This window comes from Mycobacterium sp. NGS58 (genome assembly GCF_059812385.1).
On record NZ_JCALCO010000025.1, the window covers coordinates 75,996 to 97,679 of the forward strand.

Genomic DNA, 21,684 nt, shown 5'->3' on the forward strand with positions numbered 1-21,684 from the left:
CAGCCGCTCCAGTCAGGCCGGGGCGGTCAAGCTTTCCGGATCGACGGCGAGTACTTCCGCGATCCGTTCCGCGCTCACCGGACCCGGCCGCAGAATCCTCGGGGTGGCCCCGGTCAGGTCGACGATCGTGGAGGCGGCCCCTTGATCGGACGGACCCGCGTCCAGATAGACGTCCACCAGGTCGCCGAGCTGGCTGCGCGCCTCGTGGGCATTCACGGCGGCCGGACTGCCGGAGACGTTGGCGCTCGACACGGCCAGCGGCCCTACTTCGCGCAGCAGTTCAATGGCAACGGGGTGCAGCGGCATTCGCAACATCACCGTGCCGCGGGCATCGCCGAGGTCCCACTGCAATGACGGCGCCTGACTCACCACGAGGCTCAACGCGCCCGGCCAGAAGGCGCGGATCAGGTCGCGGGCACCGTCCGGCATGGTGTAGACGAGTCCCTCGATGGTGTGCCAGGAGCCGACCAGCACACCCACCGGCATGTCGCGCCCCCGTCCCTTTGCCGAGAGCAACGCCGAGACCGCGGCGCTGTTGAACGCATCGGCGGCGATGCCGTACACGGTGTCGGTCGGCATTACGACTAGGCGGCCGCCCTTGAGCGCTCCCGCCGCCGCGGTTATTCCGAGCGAGCGTTGGGTGGTATCCGCACAGTCGAAGACGTCAGTCATTAGCGCCGTGTCTCCCCCGCTGTCGCCCTCCTGCGGGCCGTCACGAATCGCGACCGGCCGGTCAGGTCTCGCCGGGCCCGAACGTCTTCGAAGGATTCCGTGCGACCGAACAGCTCCACCGTCTGCGCCGAGGTGGTGTCATCATGCTCGATACCGATCAGTCCGCCCGGGCGCAGCCAGCGACCGGCCAGATGGACGAGGGGGGCGATCACGGCCAATCCGTCCGGACCGCCGAACACAGCCTGGTGCGGATCGTGTTGCGCGACTTCGGGGTCCAACACAGCCGCGTCGGGAACATACGGCGGGTTGGCCACCAACATGTCGACTCGACCGTCCAGGTCGGCGAGCAGTCCCGGGTCGGAGGCCAGCTCCGTGACGTCGGTGCACAGCAACTCGATCGCCGTGCCCTGCGCGTTGCGGCGCGCGTATTCCAGCGCGGTTTCCGAGTTATCGATGGCGACGATGCGCGCCGCGGGCCGGTGGTGGGCCAGCGCCACCGCCAAAGCGCCCGAACCGGTGCACAAGTCGGCGATGACGGGCCGCGGCACCAGTTGTTGCGAGGTAGCCCATTCCAGCAGGACCTCGGTCTCGGGGCGGGGTATGAACACCCCGGGACCAACGTGCAGCGTGACGGGGCCGAATGCCGCGGTCCCCAGAAGGTGTTGCAATGGCACCCGTTGCGAACGCGCGGCCACGACCTCGCGGTAGCGCTTCAGGAAGTCGCCATCGGGGGACTTGAGCAGGCTCAGGCGGCCGCGGTCAGTTCCCGCCAGGTGTGCGGCCAGCTGCTCGGCATCCCAACGCGCAGAATCGATTCCCGCTTCGGCAAGGGTGGCCGCAGCATCGTCGATCGCGCGCCGCAGGGCGGTCATGCCTGTTGCAGCCGGGACTGCTTGTCGGCGGCGGCGAGGGCGTCGAACAAGGCGTCGAGGTCGCCGTCGAGAACCTGGTCGAGGTTGTGCGACTTGAAATTGATGCGATGGTCCGCGATCCGGTTTTCCGGGAAGTTATACGTCCGGATGCGTTCGCTGCGGTCGACGGTGCGAATCTGGCTGGCCCGGTCCGCCGAGGCATCCGCCAGCGCCTGCTCCTCGGCCAAGGCTTGCAGACGGGCGGCCAGCACCTGCAGCGCGCGGGCCTTGTTCTGCAGCTGCGACCGTTCGTTCTGGCAGGTGACGACGATGCCGGTGGGCAGGTGGGTGATGCGCACCGCGGAGTCGGTGGTGTTGACGCCCTGGCCACCCTTCCCCGACGAGCGATAGACATCGATGCGCAGGTCCGACTCGTCGATCTGCACCTCACCGACTTCTTCGGGTTCGGGGTACACCAGCACGCCGGCCGCCGAAGTATGCACGCGGCCTTGGGATTCCGTCACCGGGACACGCTGCACCCGGTGCACCCCGCCCTCGAATTTCATCCGTGACCAGACCCCGTCGGCGGTGTCGCCCTTGCTGGCGATCGCCAGCGTCGCGTCCTTGTAGCCGCCGAGGTCCGAGGTGGTTTCGTCGAGCACGGTGACGGTCCAGCCATGCCGTTCGGCGTAGCGAATGTACATCCGCGCCAGGTCAGCGGCGAACAGCGCCGATTCCTCTCCCCCTTCACCGGATTTCACTTCGAGCACGATGTCGTCGGGGTCATGCGGGTCGCGTGGCGCCAGCATGTCGGTGAGTTGGGTGTCCAGCTCGGACACCTGTGTTTCCAGATCCGTCACCTCGGCGCCGAAGGACGCGTCGTCGGCGGCCAACTCGCGGGCCGTTTCCAGGTCGTCGCGGGCGGCAACCAGCTTGCGGTAGGTGCCCACGATCGGGGCCAGCCGAGCGAAACGTCGTCCGGCTTTGCGGGCCTCGTCGGGATTGCTGTGCAATTCCGGATCTGCCAGCCTGCGCTCGAGGTCGGCATGCTCGGCCAGCAGCACATCAATGGTCTGTACCGGCTTGGTCACTGCCGCACCTCCTGCCCCGCTTCGCCTGTCATGCACCGCAACGCAAACCGACGCCCGGCCTGTGCGACGGTGCGCACAGTTCGGGCGTCGGTTACCGAACTATTTGTCGGCAGCAGCGCCGGCGTTGCGCTTGCCGTACCGCTTCTCGAAGCGGGCCACGCGGCCACCGCTGTCGAGGATCTTCTGCTTGCCGGTGTAGAAGGGGTGGCACTGCGAGCACACCTCGACGACGATGCGCCCGCCGTCCTTGGTGCTGCGCGTCTGGAAGGTGTTGCCACACCCGCAGAGCACCGTGGTCTCCGCGTAGGCGGGGTGAATGTCAGCTTTCATGGTGTCCTCTTCGATCGTTTGTCGCCCGCCCCCGTCCGAACTCGGACGGTCGGGCGTGAGCTCCGAACCTCAACGGTTGCCGGATAGTCGAGCCCCGATTATGCCAGGTCAACCGCCATCATCCCAAACAGCGAGCTGCGCCCGTTCATTCCCACCCGGACCCGATCCCGTCTCGGGTCTGCGCGGCGGGCTAGTCGTTGTCCATCGCCCCCGGCGTCGTCTTGGACACCTGGACCAGGAACTCGTAGTTGTTCTTCGTCTTGCGCAGCTGCGACATCAGCAGGTCGATGGCCTGATGCGAGTCCAGGCCGGACAGCACACGGCGCAGCTTGTGCACGATGCCGAACTCGTCCGGTGACAGCAGCAACTCGTCCTTACGGGTACCCGACGGGTTCACGTCGACCGCCGGGAAGACCCGCCGCTCAGAGATCTTCCGGTCGAGCTTGAGCTCTGCGTTACCGGTGCCCTTGAACTCCTCGAAGATGACCGTGTCACCGGTGGATCCCGTCTCGACCATCGCGGTGGCGATGATGGTCAGCGACCCGCCTTCTTCGATGTTGCGGGCGGCGCCCAGGAACCGCTTGGGCGGGTACAGCGCGGTGGAGTCGACACCACCGGACAGGATGCGCCCCGAGGCCGGCGACGCATTGTTGTAGGCGCGCCCGAGGCGGGTGATCGAGTCCAGCAGGACGACGACGTCCTTGCCCTGCTCAACCAGCCGCTTGGCCCGCTCGATCGCCAGCTCGGCGACCGAAGTGTGGTCCGACGGCGGCCGGTCGAAGGTCGAGGCGATGACCTCACCCTTGACCGAACGGGTCATGTCGGTGACCTCCTCGGGCCGCTCGTCGACGAGCACGACCATGAGGTGGCATTCCGGGTTGTTCCTGGTGATCGCGTTGGCGATGTCCTGCAAGATCGTCGTCTTACCGGCCTTCGGCGGCGACACGATCAGCGCACGCTGGCCCTTGCCGATCGGCATGATCAGGTCGATGACGCGGGTGGTCAGCCGGTCGCTGGTGGTTTCCAGGCGAAGCCGCTGGTTGGGGTACAACGGCGTCAGCTTGGAAAAATCGGGCCGCTTCTTGGCGTCCTCGACCGAGCCGCCGTTGACGCTGTCCAGTCGCACCAACGGGTTGAACTTCTGCCGCTGGTTGGGCTGTTCGCCGTCCTTCGGCACGCGGACCGCGCCGGTGACGGCGTCACCACGGCGCAGGCCGTTCTTGCGCACCATGTTCATCGACACGTAGACGTCGTGCGGGCCGGCCAGGTAGCCGGAGGTGCGCACGAAGGCGTAATTGTCGAGGACGTCAAGAATGCCGGCTACCGGTTGAACGACGTCATCCTCGCGCAGCTCGGTGTCGCCACCCTCACCGGTTCGCTCACCCCGGCGGCGGCGGTCACGGAAGCGACGTCCCCGCCGGCCCTGACGGCCCTCGCCGTCGTCGTCCTGCTGGTTCGAGCCGCCACGGCCCTGCTGTCCACCGGAGTTCTGCTCCTGGTCGCCGCCGCCGTCCTGGCCGCGGTCGTCATTCTGGTTGTCTTGCTTGGATTTCTCGCGGCGCTCGGCCTCGCCGGTAGCCGCGCCCTCGCGGCCGCCTGAGCTTTCGCGGTCGGCTTCGTCGTTGCCGCGGGCGGAGGATCCCGCTTCGCGGGAGGCGCCGCGTCGTTCGCGGCGGGGCGCCTCGGTCGAGGCACCGTTCTGGTCGCGCTCGGTCGCCGGCGCTTCGGCGTTGTTGTCGTTCTTGCCGGTGTCCTGGTTGTCCGACTTGCCGCTGTCCTGAGCGGACTTGGTGCCATTGGCGGGAGCGCCGTTGGCCTGGCCCCGGACTTCCTTGATCGCCGCGATCAGTTCGTTCTTACGCATACCCGACGTCCCTTTGACGCCAACTTGATTGGCCAGCGCGCGCAGCTCGGGTAGCACCATCGTGGACAGTGCACCGCCCGAGACGCTGGGTTTCGCGTCGGGAGTGTCTGTGGTCACGGCATTCGATAGTTGATTGGCGTCAGTGTTTTCGCCAGCCGTGAACAGGTCCGTATCAGTCACGGATTTCCTTTCTTTCCCCCGCTGATCAGGTCATACGGGGGGTTCGTTGCATTCAGGCAAATTGCCGAGTGCGCCCAATCATCGACATTGCAACGGTGATCGCCTGGATCGGCGGAGTAAACGGCGAACCTCGTCCACAAGAAGAATTGGTGTGTCCTAGCGGCAAGGCAGTATGGATGCAGATGCAGATGCTGCGATTGCTGGACGGCTCCGAGGATAGCCCCCATCCCTGCCGGAAGCAAGCAAACCCTCCGGCCACGCCATCGATCAACCGACGACGGTGACTCCCGGGTTCCAGCGAGCTGGTTCGCCAGCGGTCATCTCGCTGATGGCAAATCCGATCGTGGCCCCGTAGTCCATGACTTCCGAGGGCAACTCCGGCGCCGTGGTCAGCGCGATCAGCGAAGGCCCTGCCCCCGAGAGCGTCGTCGCAATGTTATGACGCCGCAACAATCGCAAATATTCCGCTGAGGCCGGCATGGCCGGTGCGCGCTCCGACTGGTGCAACACGTCCTCGGTGGCCGCCATGAGCAGGTCCGGGCGTTCGGTGAGTGCCACCACCAGCAACGCGGCGCGGCTGACGTTGAATCGTGCGTCCTCGTGGCTGATCTGCTCGCGCAGCAGCACTCGGGTGTCCGCGGTGAGTGAGCGTTCCTCCGGAATCGCGCAGTAGAGGTGGATATCGGGGTGAAGCCGCAGCGGCACCGCCGCATACTGCGGGTGGGTTCCACTGCGGTCGGCCCACGCGACGACCGCACCGCCCAACACCGCGGCCGCCGCGTTGTCGGGATGACCCTCGAACTCCGACGCCAGCTGGATCAGTTGAGTGTTGCTGAGCGGTGTCCAATCCGTCTGTGCGACAAGGCCGTTTGCGGCCGCCAGCCCGCCGACCACCGCCGCCGCGGAGGAACCGAGGCCGCGCGAGTGTGGGATGGCGTTGCGGCAGCGCACCACCAGGCCCGGCGCACGGACCCCTATGGCCCGCAGGCCGCAGTCCAGGGCACGAACGACCAAGTGTTCGGGGCCCACCGGCAGCTGGCCGGCACCCTCACCCTCGACCAGCACAACCAGCCCGGATTCCGTTATCTCGACGATGATTTCGTCGTAAAGGCTCAACGCCAGACCGAGGGTGTCAAAGCCAGGGCCAAGGTTGGCGCTGGACGCCGAAACCACGGCGCTGGCCACCAAGCCGACCGGCAGCATCGGGGTCATCAACGGACCTTCGTCGCGAATGCAATTGCCACTAGGCCAGCCCAAGTTTTTCGACCACGAGGACCGGATCCACCGGCAGCGGGGTCACGGTCGGCATATCCCGCAGCGCGGTGTCGGGATCCTTGAGGCCGTTGCCGGTCACGGTGCACACGACTGTCGACCCACGGGCCACCCAACCGTCGTCAACGGCCTTGAGCAGACCGGCGATGCTGGCCGCCGAGGCGGGTTCGACGAAGACGCCCTCGGACTCGGCCACCAGGTGATAGGCGGCCAGGATCTCTTCGTCGGTTGCGGCCAAGAAGCGTCCATTCGATTGCTGCTGCGCGTCAACGGCCGCCGTCCACGATGCCGGCGCGCCGATGCGGATCGCGGTGGCGATCGTCTCCGGGTTCTTGACCGGGGCGCCACGCACCAGGGGGGCCGCGCCGGCCGCCTGGGTGCCCAGCATGCGCGGCAACTTCTCGATCATTCCCTCGTGGTGATACTCGGTGTATCCCTTCCAGTAAGCGGTGATGTTTCCCGCGTTGCCGACGGGCAGGGCGTGCACGTCGGGTGCGGTGCCGAGTGCGTCGACAATCTCGAACGCCGCGGTCTTCTGGCCCTCGATGCGCACCGGGTTGACGGAGTTGACCAATGCGATCGTCGGGAAGTCGGCGGCCATCTTGCGGGCCAGCTCCAGGCAATCGTCGAAGTTGCCGTCGATCTGAATGATCTTGGCGCCGTGCATAACGGCCTGCGCCAGCTTGCCCATCGCGATCTTGCCCTGCGGTATCAGCACAGCGCAGGTGATGCCGGCCCGTGCCGCATATGCCGCCGCCGACGCCGAGGTGTTTCCGGTCGACGCGCACAACACCGCCTGCTGCCCGCGGGCCAGCGCGTCGGTGACCGCCATCGTCATGCCGCGGTCTTTGAAAGAGCCGGTGGGATTGAGGCCCTCGACCTTGAGATGCACCGTGCAACCGGTCTTTTCCGAGAGCCGGCCCGCCGCGATCAGCGGTGTACCCCCCTCGAGCAGGGTGACCGGGGTCCAGTCGTCACCGACCGGCAACCGGTCCCGGTATGCCTCGATCAGACCGGGCCACGGCTGATGAACGGTGGTGCGCGGGGCGCTCATAGGGTGGTCCCTTCCAATCGCAGCACGCTGGTCACGCTCTGGACGACATCCAAATCGGCCAGCGCATCCACGGTTTCAGACAGCGCGGCATCCGTGGCGGTGTGAGTGACCACGACGATGCGGGCCCCCACCCGCCGTCCGTCTTCGTCCGCGACGCCTTCCTGACGGACCTCGGCGATGCTCACCTCGCGCTTGGCGAACTCGGCCGCCACCGAGGACAGCACGCCGGCCTTGTCGGCGACGTTCATGCTGACGTAATAGCGTGTGGAGATGAAACCCATTGGGGCCACCGGAAGTTGGGCGTATCTGGATTCTCTCGGACCGCGGCTGCCCAGCACCCGGTTGCGCGCTGCCATCACCATGTCACCTGCCACTGCGGACGCGGTCGGCGCGCCGCCCGCGCCCTGGCCGTAGAACATCAACCGGCCGGAGGCCTTCGCCTCGACCACGACCGCGTTGAACGCGCCGTTCACCGTGGCCAGCGGGTGTGACAACGGCACCAGCGCCGGATAGACGCGTGCCGAAACTCGCTCTTGCCCATCGTCGGTCGTGAGGCGTTCGCAGATGGACAGCAGCTTGATGGTGCAGCCCAGGGCCTGGGCCGACTCGAAGTCGGCCGGGGTGACTTTGGTGATGCCTTCGCGGTAGACGTCGTCGGCGGTCACCCGGGTGTGAAAGGCGATGGATGCCAGAATCGCGGCCTTGGCCGCCGCGTCGTATCCCTCGACGTCGGCGGTGGGGTCGGCCTCGGCGTAACCCAGCGCGCTGGCTTCGGCCAGCGCGGTGTCGTAGTCGGCGCCCGTCTCGTCCATCGCGGACAAGATGTAGTTGGTAGTGCCGTTGACGATTCCGGCCACCCTTAACACCGTGTCGCCCGCCAACGACTGCGTCAGCGGACGAATGACGGGGATGGCACCGGCGACGGCAGCCTCGAAATACAGGTCGACATGTGCACTTTCGGCCGCCTGCGACAGCTCCCCGGTCGAGGTGGCCAACAACGCCTTGTTCGCGGTGACGACCGATTTACCGTGCTCGAGGGCACACAGGATGGCCTTGCGGGCGGGCTCCACCGGCCCCATCAACTCCACGACGATGTCGACGTCCTCGCGCGCGGCGAGTTCCTCGATGTCGTCGGTGAGCAATTCGACGGGGACACCGCGGCCCTCGGCGACGCGGCGCACTCCAACGCCGCGCAACACCACGGGTGCGCCGACACGAGCGGCGAGGTCGTCAGCGCTGTCCTCGATGATCCGGACAACTTCGCTGCCGACGTTGCCCAACCCGAGTACCGCTACACCGACCGGCTTTTCGTCACGGGGCACAGTTCACCTCACTTCCAGACTCAATAGATCGTCGACCGTCTCACGACGCAGGACCAGACGCGACCGCCCGTCACGCACCGCTACGACGGCGGGACGGCAGATCATGTTGTAACGACTCGACAGGGAATAACAGTAGGCACCGGTGGCGGCCACCCCGATCAGGTCGCCCGGTCGCAGGTCCCCGGGGACCCAGGTATCGCGCACCACGATATCGCCGCTCTCACAATGCTTTCCGACGATACGGGCCAGCTCGGCCGGCGCATCGCTGAGCCGTGAGACCAGGCGGGCGTCGTACTGCGCGTCGTAGAGCGCGGTGCGGATGTTGTCGCTCATGCCGCCGTCGACGCTGACGTAGCGCCGGTTCGCGGTGGCGCTCACGTCGACATCCTTGACCGTGCCCACCTCGTAGAGCGTGATGGTGCCCGGCCCGGCGATGGCGCGCCCGGGCTCCACCACCAGCCGGGGGGTTGGCAGCCCGACGGCCGCCGACTCGTTCCGCACGATCTCGCTCAGCTTGGCGGCCAGCTCGCCCATCGGCGGCGGATCATCGGCGGCGAGATAGGAAATGCCCAGTCCGCCACCCAGATCCACGGTGGAGATCCGCGCGGCTTTCTCGACACCGAATTTCTCGACGGCCTGATGCAGCAGACCGATGACCCGGCGCGCGGCGAGTTCAAAGCCGGCGACGTCGAAAATCTGCGAACCGATGTGGCTGTGCAGACCCACCAGCCGTAGGTGCTGCGTTTCGAATACCCTGCCGACGGCGTCCAAAGCCGCACCGCTCGCCAACGACAACCCGAACTTCTGGTCCTCGTGCGCGGTGGAGATGAACTCGTGGGTGTGCGCCTCGACACCGACGGTGAGGCGAACGAAGACATCCTGGACGATGCCCGCCTCACCGGCGATCGCATCGAGGCGCTCGATCTCAACCATCGAGTCCAACACGACATGGCCTACACCGGCTTTGACCGCCGCCGTCAGCTCAGGAACCGATTTGTTGTTGCCGTGGAAGGTGATTCGCTCCGGCGGGAAGTCAGCGTGCAGCGCGACGGCCAGTTCACCGCCGGTGCACACATCGAGTGACAGGCCTTCTTCGTCGATCCAGCGTGCTATTTCGCTGCACAGGAACGCCTTGGCCGCGTAGTGCACGTTTTTGCCGCCACCAAAGGCCGACGCGATTTCCCTACAGCGGGAACGGAAGTCGTCCTCGTCGACGACGAACAGCGGGGTGCCGTACTCCTGGGCGAGGTCGGTCACCGCCACCCCTGCGATGCTGGCGACTCCGACAGCGTCGCGAGCGACGTTGCGGGGCCACACGTTCGGCGCCAGCAGCAGCAACTCCTCGGGAGATTGCGGACGCAGCGGGCTTTCGGCGTGGCGGGTCTCTTCGGCGTGGCGAGGACCGGCGGGGTGAACGTTCACATTCGCTCCGGAGCAGTGACGCCCAGTACCGCCAACCCGTTGGCGATCACCTGGCGGGTCGCCTGACACAGCGCCAGGCGCGCGGTGTGCAGATCAGTCGGTTGCTCGTCGCCCTGCGGCAAGACCCGGCACGAGTCGTAGAACCGGTGGTAGTCGCCGGCGAGGTCTTCCAAGTACCGGCACACCCGGTGGGGCTCGCGCAGCGTCGCCGCCGTGTCGAGCACCCGAGGGAATTCACCGATGGTGCGCAGCAGCGTCCCCTCCTTGTCGTGGCTGAGCAGGCCGAGGTGCCCAGTGTCGGCGATGAGGCCGAGTTCGGCGGCGTTGCGGGCCAGCGCCGAGAGCCGGGCATGCGCGTATTGCACGTAGTAGACCGGGTTTTCATTCGACGCCGAGGACCACAGCGCCAGGTCGATGTCGATGGGCGTGTCCACCGAGGAACGGATCAGGCTGTAGCGCGCCGCATCGACACCGATCGCCTCCACGAGGTCGTCGAGCGTGATCACCGTTCCGGCCCGCTTGCTCATCCGGACCGGCTGGCCCTCGCGGACCAGGTTGACCATCTGCCCGATGAGCACCTCGACGGCGGCGGGGTCGTCGCCGAAGGCCGCCGCCACGGCCTTGAGCCGGGCGATGTATCCGTGGTGGTCGGCGCCCAGCATGTAGATGGCCAAGTCGAACCCGCGCTGCCGCTTGTCCAGGTAGTAGGCGATGTCACCCGCGATATAGGCCGGCTTGCCGTCGCTCTTGATGACGACGCGGTCCTTGTCGTCGCCAAACGCACTGGTGCGCAACCACGTTGCGCCGTCCTTCTCGTAGACGTTGCCCGTCTCTCGCAGCCTGGCGATGGCTTGTTCGACCCGACCGCTGGCGTGCATCGAGTCTTCGTGGGTGTAGATGTCAAAGTCCGTGCCGAACTGGTGCAACGACTCTTTGATATGGCTGAACATCAGATCGACGCCGATTTCGCGGAAGGTCTCGCGCATGTCGCTGTCGGGCAGACTCAGCGCGTCTGGCGCCTTCTGCAGTATCTGGGCGGCGATGTCGTTGATGTAGGCGCCGGCGTAGCCGTCGTCCGGGATGGGCTCGCCCTTGGCCGCGGCGATCAGCGAGCTGGCGAAGCGGTCGATCTGGGCACCATGATCGTTGAAATAGTATTCGCGCACCACCTCGGCGCCCTGGGAGGACAACAGCCGCCCCAACGCGTCGCCGACAGCGGCCCACCGCGTCCCGCCGATGTGGATCGGCCCGGTCGGGTTCGCCGACACGAATTCCAAGTTGATGTGGCGGCCGGCCAGCGCGTCGGAGTGGCCGAAGCGATCGCCGGCGTCGATGACGTTGGTGACGACGACGGCTTGCGCCGATGGCTCGAGGCGCAGGTTGATGAAGCCGGGTCCGGCGACCTCCGCCGACGCGATGCCGTGGGCCCGTGACAGCGCCTCGGCGAGCCATCCGGCCAGTTCGCGCGGGTTGGCGCCGACCTTTTTGCCCAGCTGCAGGGCCACGTTGCTGGCGTAATCGCCGTGCTCAGGATTGCGGGGACGCTCCACGGTGACCGTCTGCGGAAGCGAGGCAGCATCCAGCCCGCGCTCGGCCAGCACCGCGGCGGCGGTGGTTTTGAGCAGCTCAGCGAGGTCAGCGGGGGTCACAAACGTTCATCCTATTGGCTGGGGCGCCCCCACCTCGAATCCATTGCGGTGGTAGAGCGGGAACTTCGATGCGTTAGTCTGTCCGTGCTTGTTCGAAAGCCCCATGGCGCAACAGGTATGTCGGTGCGCCCCCGTAGCTCAGGGGATAGAGCGTCTGCCTCCGGAGCAGAAGGCCGCAGGTTCGAATCCTGCCGGGGGCACTAGAGTATACGCAGCTCAAACGCGATTTTTCTGGCTGCTGTTGAGATGCATGCCCCTAGCGTGACTCTCCGGTGCTCCCGCCGTCGGTGCCAGCAAACATCGACAGAAGATGGGAGACCCGATGGACACCGCCGACACCACCAACATCACCGCCACCCTGAACGCGCTGCAATCCTGCAGCAACGACCTCCAAGAGGTGGCGCTCGGCGCCCAGACCGCGGAGACGGCGCTCCCAGGCGCCCGCGCGACCCGCGCCGGCCAGGTTGAGAACGCGATCGCGGGGGCCGAGCAGGTCACCTCCATACTGGTCTGCGACCAGAGGGCGGTACCGCAGGAGATCGAGCGATGAGCGCGCTCGGCACGGTCAGGGATCACATGCGCCGTGGCGGCTTCAGCCGCGCGGAGGCTGAACGGCTCGAAGCGTTGCTATGCAGATGTGATGAAGTTGGCGAAAAGGCTGCGGCGACTGGTGATCCGCAGCTATACGAGTATGCGGTTGCGACCGCGCAAAGCGCGATCGACGCACTCACCGCTTCGTTTTTTGTGGAGCGTCGCATGCGGGCGCTCGGCGCGACCGCCAACTGAAAGAGGAAGGACACAATGACCGTCCCCCCCAAACCGATTTTCTTGGCCCCCGTCGCCGCAACCGCGGTCGCCTGCGCCTCAAGCCACAACGCTGGTACTGCTGGCCCCGCCGCTCAACCACCCACGACGGCAGCGGCGGCCCGCTCACCAGTGTCAGCGCAGCAGGCCGCAGCGAAGATCAAGGCCGCGGTCCCGGAGGTCACCAGCCTCATCGCGATCACCGAGGACAACGACTCGAACAACATGATCGGGCGTGTGAACGGCTACGTTGCCGCAACCGTGCTGGTTGACTCACGCACTGAGGAGTGCGACACCGCAAAGCCCGGCATCATCTGCGGGGCTGGCGTCGAGCAGTGGCCAGATGAAGCCGCTGCCCAGAAGCGCGCCGACTACATCAAGACAATGCTGTCATCGGCGCCGATCCTCGGCACGGAGTACCAGACGGTAAAGGGAAACCTGCTCCTGCGAGTGAGCGGAAAGCTGAAACCATCTGCAGCTCAGGCGTACCAGGCGGCTTTCAGCGTCTAAGCCGAGCACGAAGGCCGTCCCACGACGTCCAGCAGCCATGCAATCGGCGACGACTGGTGCAGCTGCTGATCGAGCGCGGCCAGATGAGATCGATTGCACCTTCGCGCAGGATTCGTCGACCGCTGGTTCGTGAAGCAGAAGGCGCCGATCAACTAGACCCCGGATGGGCCAGCTGCCTCGCAATCCCTAACGGGAGACACACACCTCGAGACTCTCGGAATTCGTGGCGTCGTCCGGCGATGAGTTCGCGTGCGCAAGTTGCCGTATGCCACTGGTTCGATCCCAGTATCGCACACCATGTTTGACGTGCATCAACGGTCAAACCAAACACGTTTTGCACCACATATGCACCACAACGTCACTGCAGGTCGGGGCTCCGCACAGTATCAATGAGGAGAACCGCACAGTGACCACAGCAACTAACCCACGCCAACCCATGAGCGACTTCACGGCTCGCGAGATCGCCGACGAGCTGGTCAACCGCCTTGGCCATGGACCTTTATGCGAGCAGATCGGCGTCGCGACGCTCGACGAGTTGCTACAGCGTGCCGACGCGTACGACCGTGGCTAGGCACGCCTGTCGACGATGCGGCTATAAGTCCAGGTGCCCTAATCGGGGCACTTGGCACGACCGGCACCCAGCCGCCGCGGTCACGCTGGCCGTGTTCGTGCTCCTCGTGACCGTCGCGCACCCCTGGCTGATCGGCTGCCTCGCTTGCGGCGGGGCTTTTTATATAGCGATCGGTGAACGTCGTCGACGCGAAGCGCTCGCGGCCCGAGCCGACTCGGAGTACCGCGCCCTGATGGCCGGCGCCGTGTTTAGCCAGCATGAACTCGGGTCAATCAAGTCCCTACCTACACCGGTGCGGCCTCGGCTGGCTGATCACTGGTCGAAGACGGAACCAATCCGACAGGGATCCCGATGAGACGGCTTCTCGCATCTGCTGGCATCGCCGCTGTGGCCACTGTTGCCGCGCTGTTCGGCGGAGGGTCCGCGCCGGCGTACGCAGACCCACCGCCGCCATGGGCCGACCCACACTATCCAGACGCGCAACACGGCAACTGCGTCGGCGGCCACGGCGGCGCATTCGGCTTCGGATACTGGGACGGCGCGCACTACCCCGACGGCTCATACCGGCACCAAATCACCAATACCCAAGGGGGTGGCACGCGACCGCAGTGCGTTGTGGACAACGGCAGCCTGCAGCCGCCGCCCGCCCCGCCTGGTGGCTGCGGCGGCAACGCCTATGTCACTGGGTGAGCGACCAATCGTGCTGTCTGGTCGCCCGAGGACGGCGAGAACTTCGCCCCGTCCTGGCTGGCCCCCTACCCCGCGGATGAAGCTCTCGCCGGTATCCGGCGTGTGCGCCTAACCACCGAACGGATGCACGCAAGGTGAAGGCATAGGTCGCTAGCCTTCTGGCGCCCGGCTAGGTGCCGGCAGCTCCCAGCCGAGTTCCTTCGCTAGCTTACCGACGTTCGCGCGGCAGAACGCGAAACGTTCGTTCTCTAGATACTTTTCGCGAAGAACGAGAGGGTCGACGCCTACACGGAGCAACAGCAACGCGCGCAGAAGCCATGGGGTGACTTGGGAAATCACCATCCAGCGACGAGCGCGGTCTTCTAGCGGTTCCTTGGCTTCGTCCTGTGGGAGTTGATGAGCGAAAGAGTGTCGTGGGTCTGTTATACGGTTCGGTAACCGCGACACCGATTCGGCGATCTCGGGGACTGCGGTGCAAGCTTCGGCCACTACAGCTTCGGCCCGTTCGAGAAAGCTCTTATCACCGACATGTCCAAGCGCGTTTAGTGCCCGGTCGCGCATCCGATCTGGATCGAGCCCCTCCAGCCTGGCTTGTTCAGCCGCGGCCTCGGCAGCGGCCTCGCGAACACGCTTCAGCGCGGCCTTGGTCGCATCTGGGAACCACGTCTGATCGCGCGCCGGAGTCAGTCTGCGATGAAACCCCTCGACCAGTGACGTGAGTACCTGGACCTGTGCCTGAACAGCAACATCCATGCGTCTTGCCACCGCCCACGCCAAGCCGTCGAACTGGTCGTTCAGCTCGATCCACCTGGCGAACCGCTCGACGGTGAGCTCTTCACGCGCCAACAGGGTATCCAGACGAGGGTTATCCGCCCTCTTACAGAACGCCGGGCCGTGCACGGCCAGCCAGGGGCTGCCGGCGTCGACCCGCACCTGTGTCTCGCGGACGACCAGATCCCGGTCAGGACAGAGAGCCAACTGCGCTAGCGCCAGACAACCTGAGATCGCCCGAATCTCAAGCCGCCGCAACGTCGCTGGCTCCGCCGACTCATACACCAACCAGTTGCCGTCCTCGGAGATCTCGACCCTGAGGGTCGACTGATCGTCCACGACCAAACTTGATTCGTGTTCGGTCAGGCGCCCCAACCAATATGGGTGATCGAGACGAAATCGAACAACGCTGTAGAGCTGGTCGACGGATACGTGCGCGCCGAAGACAGCGACATGGGCGATATAGTGCGACGCCAGGCCCCCACCGCCGTGATTTGGGGCGTCAAGCAACGTGACAAGATCCCCGTTGTCAAGCTCACCGTGAATGGTGATAGGTCGAAACCGCGCGACCGCGCCCGAGGCGTGCGCCTGCATGGTGCCGGCCATGTCGCCGGGTCTGGGCGCAGGTACTGGCCGAGGGCCGGTGGTGGGGACACCGGCGGAAAGCCCACCCCCCACACGCACCTCCGCCTTCTGACCAACCTGCGCAATAAACTCGCCGCGCGCACGCACGTCCGGATTTTGTGGCGTCCAAAAGGTGCCGCCTACCGCGCCTGCAGTGCTCATCGACCGATCATCACATGTGGTGGACTCTTGGCTGTTGAACGACATTGCGGGCCGGTGCTGGTTCCTGGGCGGCGATCTCAGCGGTCCCCGGGGCGGTACACCCTCCGGCTAGTAACCTCCGGCAGTATGACGATCCGGACAGGACGCAGCCCAGGTATCACCGAGGTGTATGAGCATGGGATCGAAGCTGTCGACGATCCACCGCAGGGTTTGCTGCGTTTGGCGACTCGAGAGCCTGACTTGATCTACTCCGGCTATACGCTTGCCGTCGTTGACCGTGACGGCTCATCGCTGAACCACCGCGCGGCGCTGCTTTTCCAGGTGCCTGTGGCTCATATGACTCGAGCGATGTATGAGGAGTACGACGTTCGTAACTGTCTTCTTGCGGCGCTTTACCACTTGAACCGAAGTATCGACTTATACGTCGACATGGCTCGTCTCTTCGAGAAAACCTATCCGGACACCGCCGTCGAGGGGACCGGCTCTGACCAAAGAATTTACTTCGAGGTGGACGCCTTCCTAGTCGCGGCACGCCGCCTTTACGACCTGATCGCGAAAGTCCTCTGGAAGCATTACGGGCGGGGCAACACCGACCAATGGCTAAGAATCAAGATTGCTTTGAAGTTCAACGAACTTCTCCCCGGGGAACTCGACTCGGCAGTCAGGAATAGCTGGACTCAGCACGGCGAGAAAGTCACTGCTTACCGCGATTGTCTGCTCCACTACGTACCGCTCACGGAAGAGGCGTCCACGACAGTCTGGATGAACCGGTTTGATGGGAGATGGGGCGCGAATGTCCGGCTACCCTCAAACCCAGAAGCGAACACCCGCAGAGCATTTGATACCTGCTCCGGCGGCGTTGACGCAGTTAGTTACTGCTACGGCGTCGTGTCGGAGCTGGTTGGACTATGCGAAAAACTCGTGGCGCAGCCTGAAATAAGCGCCTATATCGCCAACCCGCCCTCCCTCGACTGAGCCCGCCGAGCAACACGTCCCATTACGCGGGGGGACGTGTGTTCGTCGGCGAATCGGCGCGGAGATCCACGTTTGCAGAGAGCGGACCGCTAGGTTCCATACACATGACCCGTTTCCTGCCGAGCGTTCCGCTCCGAGCCTGGTTGCGCTCCCGAGGTGTGTGGTTCTGGGCTGTCGCAGTGACCGCTACCTCGGTGGTCGTGCTACTTGTCGGCAGCCAAATCGCCCATGATTGGGGCGAATCCGCGGAATGGTACACGGGGTTTGGCCAGTGGCTCGGAGCCCTTGGCAGTCTCATCGCCGCCGGAGTGGCTTTGTGGATCGCGGTCACTGACCGTCGTCACGTCGAACAGCAACGCGAGGCAGATCTCGCCAGGCAAGCCGGTCTCGTCCAAGTTGCGGGCACCAAAAAACTCGGAAAACGAGACATCATGGGGCCACGGTTCGCGGCCGCGTCCGTCAGTGTGACAAACCGTCGGGCCGACCGCATCTTTGACATCGACATAACCAAATTCGTTATGCGAGGCCAAGATATCGACAACTTAGAGTTCGAAGAGATCGAGTTGTTTCCAGATCCGGACGGCAGCGGCTCGCGACGCATAAGGCCGACCTTGGATGGCATCGCGATTGCGCCCGACCAGTTACTGATCATCTTTCCGAAGGACCAACCCGACATCCCCGCTGATTACGCTTCGGTGGAGTACACGGACTCATCGGGGCGACGGTGGCACGTCGACACCGATGGAAAAGTCCGGCGGATCACGTCGCCGCCCGCCTAGTTGGTGAGTACGCGTTGAGCGAGCTGCAGGCGTCGCGGCGAAACCTAATTGTTCTTAGCTGATTTCGCTTCGCGTTTCAGCTTCGTGTGCTTTGCTCGCAAACGATTACCGTCGGCGCGCGCCGCTGCTGCGCGAATGACCCACACCGAGCTTGGCGCGGAGTTCGACAGATGGCACCGCCGAGTAGCATCCGCCGCTGCGGCCGTATCGGATGGGGCGCGACATTCGGACTTGATACCTATTCGCGGATGGCTAACTGCGTCGCAGATTCCAATTCCACCCTCGGAGTTTGTTGAGTCGGTTCCATCTGTCTGCCGCTAGAGTCCCCCTATTGCCATTGGATCGCTGCTGGGCGACCCACGCCCCAAGGCGGAAGCCATCGTCCGCGACGTAGGTGCTGGGCGGCAGTGAATTGTTGTTGGCCTTGAGGTACGCCGCCAGACGCTGAAAGTTTTGGTCCCATTTGTCACCGCGCTATCCCAGTCCCAGCCTTTTACCTTGTTCAGACGCTGCCATCTCTCGGGATTGAGTTCGCCCTTCCGGTTGAGATGGCGTTGCATGTGAACCCAGGCCCCTAACCGATAGCCATCCTCGTCTACGAAGTCCTGGGGCGGCAGTGCATCGCCATTCCGTTCCACATATGCCACCAGATGTTGAAACCCTTGCTCCCATCTATTCTCTCGACGATTCCAGTCCCATCCAGGCAAGGCCTCTAGCCTATCTATTCGACTCTGGCTAAGCTTGCCGTTCTTAAACTCGCCGCGCTGAGTCATCGCCCAGGCGCCGAGCGGATAGCCGTCGATCACATAGGACCGCTCCACGTTTGCGTTTCCAAACTCTTTTGCGTAGTCGAGCAATCTTTGGAAAGCATTCTCCCACTTCACGTCGTGCGAGTAGTCGTCCCAGCCAGGCAGACTCTTAAGTCGGCGCTGGCGGTCTCGGCTGAGCTTGTCGAACTTGGCGCGGTTGTTCGCATACCAATCTCTTAGCCTGAATCCGTTGACCTCATATTCCAACGGAACCCTGACATTGCCGTGCGCCTCGGCGAAATCCCGCAAGTACTCAAAGCCTTGGTCCCACTTGGCCTCCGACGCTTTCCAGACCCAACCTGGTAGACCGGCAAGCTTGTCGACGCGGTCTTGCTCCAGCTTCCCCTGGTTGTACCGGGTGCGCTGAAAATTAACCCATGCCCCTAGCCGGAACCCGTCTTCGGTCTGATAAGTCTGGTTCACCAGAGCGTCGCCGTGGCTGTGAACGTAATCTTGAAGGCGTTGAAATGCGTTTCCCCAGCGGTCCTCTTCCAGACTCCACACCCATCCTGGGACAGACTCCAGCCGCCTCCGCCGATCCTCGGGCAGCTTGCCCGAGCGGCCATCTCTGCGTTGGATATGCACCCACGTTCCGAGCGGGTATCCGTTGTACTTCTCTTTAGCGGTGATTAGTGCGTGCCCGTTCGCTTTTGCGTATTCCACGAGATGTTCAAATCCCGCCTCCCACCGGCTGTCGTGGCGATCCCACGTCCATCCCGGCAACAGGTCTAGGCGAGCGATCTGATCGGGCGTCAACTCGCCGCGTCGGTGTCGCGATCGCTGGTTGACGCACCAGCCGCCGAGTCGATAACCATAAATTCGATGGTCACGATGGACCTGAGCAGTCCCGTTCTCTGCGAGGTATCGCTCCAGCAGACCGAACCAGAACTCCCACGATAGGGTCGTCGTCTGCTTGACTAGGCACACATCGAATGCGTCGGCGAAGTCCGCCCCTACTCTGGCGGGCACATCAACGTGAATCTTACTGGGCAGCTTCGGCTTTCCGCCGTTGCAACCCAATTCGCGGCGCAACTCGTCAAGCTGCTCGCCAAGTTCCGTGTCGTGAGCACGCAAGGCCTTGATCACGTCCCACACCGGCTTAAACGCCGACGAGTCCAGAGCTACTTCGGGGTCGGCCCTGCTGTCGATAAACACCGGGATCACGACGGTGCCGACTTTCTTGTCCTCCGACTTACGGATGGCTCGACCCACGGCCTGAACGACGTCTACTTCTGACCGGCGGGGGTCGATAAAGCCCACACCGTCGAGCGTGGGCACATCCACACCTTCCGCCAGACACCGGGCATTAGACAAAAGGCCCCGATCGGCGTCGTCGAGCCGTCCCAATTGCTGCAGGAGGACATAGCGGTCACCGGCGGCCATCTCCCCGGATGCGAAGCGAGACCATAGCTTTCCCTTCGGCCGCTGCCGGCTAGGCATCCATGCGAGAACGTTCGGCATCGAGGCAGCGAACTCCCGTGCCCGCGCTACTCGGGAGTGAAACGAGATGACACGGTGCAGGTCGTACTTCCGCATCGCCTTCGCCAACCCGATCTGTCCCGCCAGAGAAGCAGCGTCGGTGACCTCCACACCGTCGCGGGTGACCAGCGTCCCCTTCGTCGCCCACTCCAGATACGTTGCATCGTCCACACCGACGATGGCGACCTGATAGTCCGTCAAGAGATCACGCTTGATGGCTTCTCCGAACCCAAGTCGGTGAAACACGCTGCCGAACTTGGCTTCATCCGCCATAGAGGCGTACTCGAAGTCCGCTTCCTCGGCGGCTTTCAGCACACGACCGGTGAAATAGCGCGGGGTCGCCGTCATGAACAGCCGCCGCTTCGCCCTAATCTCCACCGGATCGAGGACCGTGGCGAAGTCCGACGAAACCGGTCCCGCGCACCGATGCGCCTCGTCTGCGACCACTAGGTCGAAGGCGGGCACCCGACCTAACGTGAAAGCCTTCGCGATCTGGGGCGAGGACTGGTAGGTGGCGAACACAACTCGGGGACCGGACTGTTGCCTCAGAAACGCGGCGATGTCCTCCGGGTCAGTCGTGACGGGAACCCCGAGGTCGCTGGTGTGCAACAGCGCCGCGTCGTCGTCTGCGTTGGCAACCGTGTCATCGGAGCAAACGGGCAGGGACGCGAACTCGGCGGTGCTGTTGGCTCGCCATACATTCAGTGTCTGCTTGAGCAGGGACAGTGACGGCACCAGAACGAGGGTGCGGGTCGCCTCCAACTGCTCATTTATGAACAGCGCTGTCAGGGTCTTTCCCGTTCCACACGCCATTATGAGTTGCCCGCGATCCTCGGACTCGAATCCCTTGATCACCTTTGTGATCGCCTCCCGCTGGTGTTTACGGGGGCGCGCCGGCTTACGCGGTCGAGTTGGACGCAGTGCCGCGGGCGACGAGGGCCAGTCCACCTCGGCGGCCTGCAGGTCGTTGAGCCGGAAGAAGGTGACCCGCTTCTCCTGATCTTGGATCGTGCGCTCGCCGATCCGGTCGATGAGGTTGGTCGTGGCGATCAACATGCGGTAGGTGAAAACCTCGCGCCCCGACTCGGCGAGGAATTTGTTCACATCGCGCTTGGTGACCCGATAGGTGGGGTCGTACGCCTTGGCCTGGATCGCCCATAAGTGTCCGTTGCGGTCCTCAGCGACTAAATCAATCCCGGCGTCACTGCCCCATCGCCCGCCGGGGCCAGGGGGCCACTCGTCCCACAGCCAGACGCGGCGAAGTTCATGTCTGTACACCGGGTCATTAGTCAAGAACCACTTGCAGATGTGCTCGAACTGCTTGCCCCGCCGATACGGGTCGGGGTCCAACCGGGCCAAGAGATCGCGAAGCGCCGCCATGACAGTCAGGTCCTCTAGACGCTAGTTGGCGCCGTTTTACCCTCGACGGACATCCATAGGACGACGTCGAGAAGGCGGAGCGTGGAAACGGCCGTGGGAATCTGTGCAACATGAGAACGCAATTCGGCTAGCCATTTCCATATGCGGTTGTCGTCTGCCGTGAGAACGGTCTGGAACTTTCGCCAGTAGTCACGGGTGTCTAGCCCTGTCGCCTGTTCGACGAAGCTGTCCCAGATGGGGATGAGCCGGGGTCGCTTGGCGGCCATCAGCTTGCTCGTTGTCGTTCTGCCCACTCCGTCTCTGCCGGAGCGTAGAACTTCCCACAGCCGACCGGGCGCGGAGCCGGACGTGAGTATGTCGTGTTCGGCCTCGACGATGGGTCAAGTCCAGAGACGTGGTGTACGACGTCGTCGTGTGATTCTT

20 protein-coding genes, 1 tRNA gene and 1 pseudogene are annotated in these 21,684 nt (G+C 64.4%); 8 read left to right on the forward strand and 14 right to left on the reverse strand.

The window, feature by feature from the left end:
* Positions 1-12 precede the first annotated feature (12 nt).
* The 10 genes from AC5Y4H_RS21300 to argS all read right to left on the reverse strand — a co-directional run bounded on the left by AC5Y4H_RS21300 (position 13) and on the right by argS (position 11,707).
* A complete protein-coding gene (locus tag AC5Y4H_RS21300; RefSeq protein ID WP_499984721.1) occupies positions 13-672 on the reverse strand; it encodes an L-threonylcarbamoyladenylate synthase in 660 nt (219 codons plus the stop codon).
* The gene (gene prmC / locus AC5Y4H_RS21305; RefSeq protein WP_499984723.1) at positions 672-1,544 is read right to left on the reverse strand and encodes a peptide chain release factor N(5)-glutamine methyltransferase; all 873 of its coding nucleotides are present in this window, start codon (positions 1,542-1,544) and stop codon (positions 672-674) included. The genes AC5Y4H_RS21300 and prmC overlap by 1 nt, the downstream gene beginning before the upstream one ends.
* The gene (gene prfA, locus AC5Y4H_RS21310) at positions 1,541-2,614 is read right to left on the reverse strand and encodes a peptide chain release factor 1 (RefSeq protein WP_499984726.1); all 1,074 of its coding nucleotides are present in this window, start codon (positions 2,612-2,614) and stop codon (positions 1,541-1,543) included. Before prfA ends, prmC begins: the two co-directional genes overlap by 4 nt.
* Before the next feature lie 99 nt (positions 2,615-2,713).
* Positions 2,714-2,944, reverse strand: a complete 231-nt coding sequence (rpmE, locus tag AC5Y4H_RS21315; protein ID WP_066873624.1) for a 50S ribosomal protein L31 — start codon at positions 2,942-2,944, stop codon at positions 2,714-2,716.
* Positions 2,945-3,134: 190 nt separating this feature from the next.
* Positions 3,135-4,988 carry a transcription termination factor Rho gene (gene rho / locus AC5Y4H_RS21320; protein WP_499984731.1) on the reverse strand — a complete coding sequence of 618 codons (1,854 nt, stop codon included), beginning with the start codon at positions 4,986-4,988 and terminating at the stop codon, positions 3,135-3,137.
* 267 nt (positions 4,989-5,255) lie between these two features.
* The gene (thrB, locus tag AC5Y4H_RS21325; RefSeq protein ID WP_499984734.1) at positions 5,256-6,200 is read right to left on the reverse strand and encodes a homoserine kinase; all 945 of its coding nucleotides are present in this window, start codon (positions 6,198-6,200) and stop codon (positions 5,256-5,258) included.
* A 31-nt stretch (positions 6,201-6,231) separates the two neighbouring features.
* On the reverse strand, positions 6,232-7,314 hold the full coding sequence (gene thrC / locus AC5Y4H_RS21330) for a threonine synthase (protein WP_499984736.1): 1,083 nt from the start codon (positions 7,312-7,314) through the stop codon (positions 6,232-6,234).
* Entirely contained in the window at positions 7,311-8,636 is a 1,326-nt protein-coding gene (locus AC5Y4H_RS21335) for a homoserine dehydrogenase (RefSeq protein ID WP_499984739.1), read from the reverse strand. Before AC5Y4H_RS21335 ends, thrC begins: the two co-directional genes overlap by 4 nt.
* Positions 8,637-8,639: 3 nt before the next feature.
* Positions 8,640-9,998: a diaminopimelate decarboxylase gene (gene lysA / locus AC5Y4H_RS21340; RefSeq protein WP_499984768.1), complete on the reverse strand. Its 1,359-nt coding sequence runs from the start codon at positions 9,996-9,998 to the stop codon at positions 8,640-8,642.
* 56 nt (positions 9,999-10,054) lie between these two features.
* Positions 10,055-11,707 carry an arginine--tRNA ligase gene (gene argS, locus AC5Y4H_RS21345; RefSeq protein WP_499984742.1) on the reverse strand — a complete coding sequence of 551 codons (1,653 nt, stop codon included), beginning with the start codon at positions 11,705-11,707 and terminating at the stop codon, positions 10,055-10,057.
* 127 nt (positions 11,708-11,834) lie between these two features.
* Between argS and AC5Y4H_RS21350 the strand changes: the two genes are divergently transcribed.
* From AC5Y4H_RS21350 to AC5Y4H_RS21375, 6 genes are all read left to right on the forward strand, one after another.
* Positions 11,835-11,907, forward strand: a tRNA-Arg gene (locus tag AC5Y4H_RS21350).
* 110 nt (positions 11,908-12,017) lie between these two features.
* Positions 12,018-12,257 carry a hypothetical protein gene (locus tag AC5Y4H_RS21355; protein WP_499984744.1) on the forward strand — a complete coding sequence of 80 codons (240 nt, stop codon included), beginning with the start codon at positions 12,018-12,020 and terminating at the stop codon, positions 12,255-12,257.
* Positions 12,254-12,493, forward strand: a complete 240-nt coding sequence (locus tag AC5Y4H_RS21360; RefSeq protein WP_499984747.1) for a hypothetical protein — start codon at positions 12,254-12,256, stop codon at positions 12,491-12,493. Before AC5Y4H_RS21355 ends, AC5Y4H_RS21360 begins: the two co-directional genes overlap by 4 nt.
* Before the next feature lie 15 nt (positions 12,494-12,508).
* Positions 12,509-13,021, forward strand: a complete 513-nt coding sequence (locus AC5Y4H_RS21365; protein WP_499984749.1) for a hypothetical protein — start codon at positions 12,509-12,511, stop codon at positions 13,019-13,021.
* A gap of 406 nt (positions 13,022-13,427) precedes the next feature.
* Positions 13,428-13,592: a hypothetical protein gene (locus tag AC5Y4H_RS21370; protein ID WP_499984753.1), complete on the forward strand. Its 165-nt coding sequence runs from the start codon at positions 13,428-13,430 to the stop codon at positions 13,590-13,592.
* A 387-nt stretch (positions 13,593-13,979) separates the two neighbouring features.
* Positions 13,980-14,282, forward strand: coding sequence for a hypothetical protein (locus AC5Y4H_RS21375; protein ID WP_499984758.1), 303 nt, complete (start codon positions 13,980-13,982; stop codon positions 14,280-14,282).
* 150 nt (positions 14,283-14,432) lie between these two features.
* Here AC5Y4H_RS21375 and AC5Y4H_RS21380 read toward each other — a convergent pair whose 3' ends face one another.
* Positions 14,433-15,839 carry an ApeA N-terminal domain 1-containing protein gene (locus AC5Y4H_RS21380; RefSeq protein ID WP_499984760.1) on the reverse strand — a complete coding sequence of 469 codons (1,407 nt, stop codon included), beginning with the start codon at positions 15,837-15,839 and terminating at the stop codon, positions 14,433-14,435.
* 126 nt (positions 15,840-15,965) lie between these two features.
* Here AC5Y4H_RS21380 and AC5Y4H_RS21385 point away from each other — a divergent pair, with 126 nt between their 5' ends.
* Both AC5Y4H_RS21385 and AC5Y4H_RS21390 read left to right on the forward strand, forming a co-directional pair.
* A complete protein-coding gene (locus AC5Y4H_RS21385; protein WP_499984762.1) occupies positions 15,966-16,814 on the forward strand; it encodes a hypothetical protein in 849 nt (282 codons plus the stop codon).
* 179 nt (positions 16,815-16,993) lie between these two features.
* Entirely contained in the window at positions 16,994-17,593 is a 600-nt protein-coding gene (locus AC5Y4H_RS21390; protein ID WP_499984764.1) for a hypothetical protein, read from the forward strand.
* A gap of 252 nt (positions 17,594-17,845) precedes the next feature.
* On the opposite strand, the gene AC5Y4H_RS21395 is transcribed toward AC5Y4H_RS21390, so the two are convergent.
* The 3 genes and pseudogenes from AC5Y4H_RS21395 to AC5Y4H_RS21405 all read right to left on the reverse strand — a co-directional run bounded on the left by AC5Y4H_RS21395 (position 17,846) and on the right by AC5Y4H_RS21405 (position 21,638).
* Entirely contained in the window at positions 17,846-18,034 is a 189-nt protein-coding gene (locus AC5Y4H_RS21395; protein ID WP_499984770.1) for a helicase associated domain-containing protein, read from the reverse strand.
* A 95-nt stretch (positions 18,035-18,129) separates the two neighbouring features.
* Positions 18,130-21,261: pseudogene (locus AC5Y4H_RS21400) on the reverse strand (DEAD/DEAH box helicase); the annotation flags it as partial.
* A 14-nt stretch (positions 21,262-21,275) separates the two neighbouring features.
* A complete protein-coding gene (locus AC5Y4H_RS21405; protein WP_499984773.1) occupies positions 21,276-21,638 on the reverse strand; it encodes a DUF6308 family protein in 363 nt (120 codons plus the stop codon).
* Positions 21,639-21,684 lie beyond the last annotated feature (46 nt).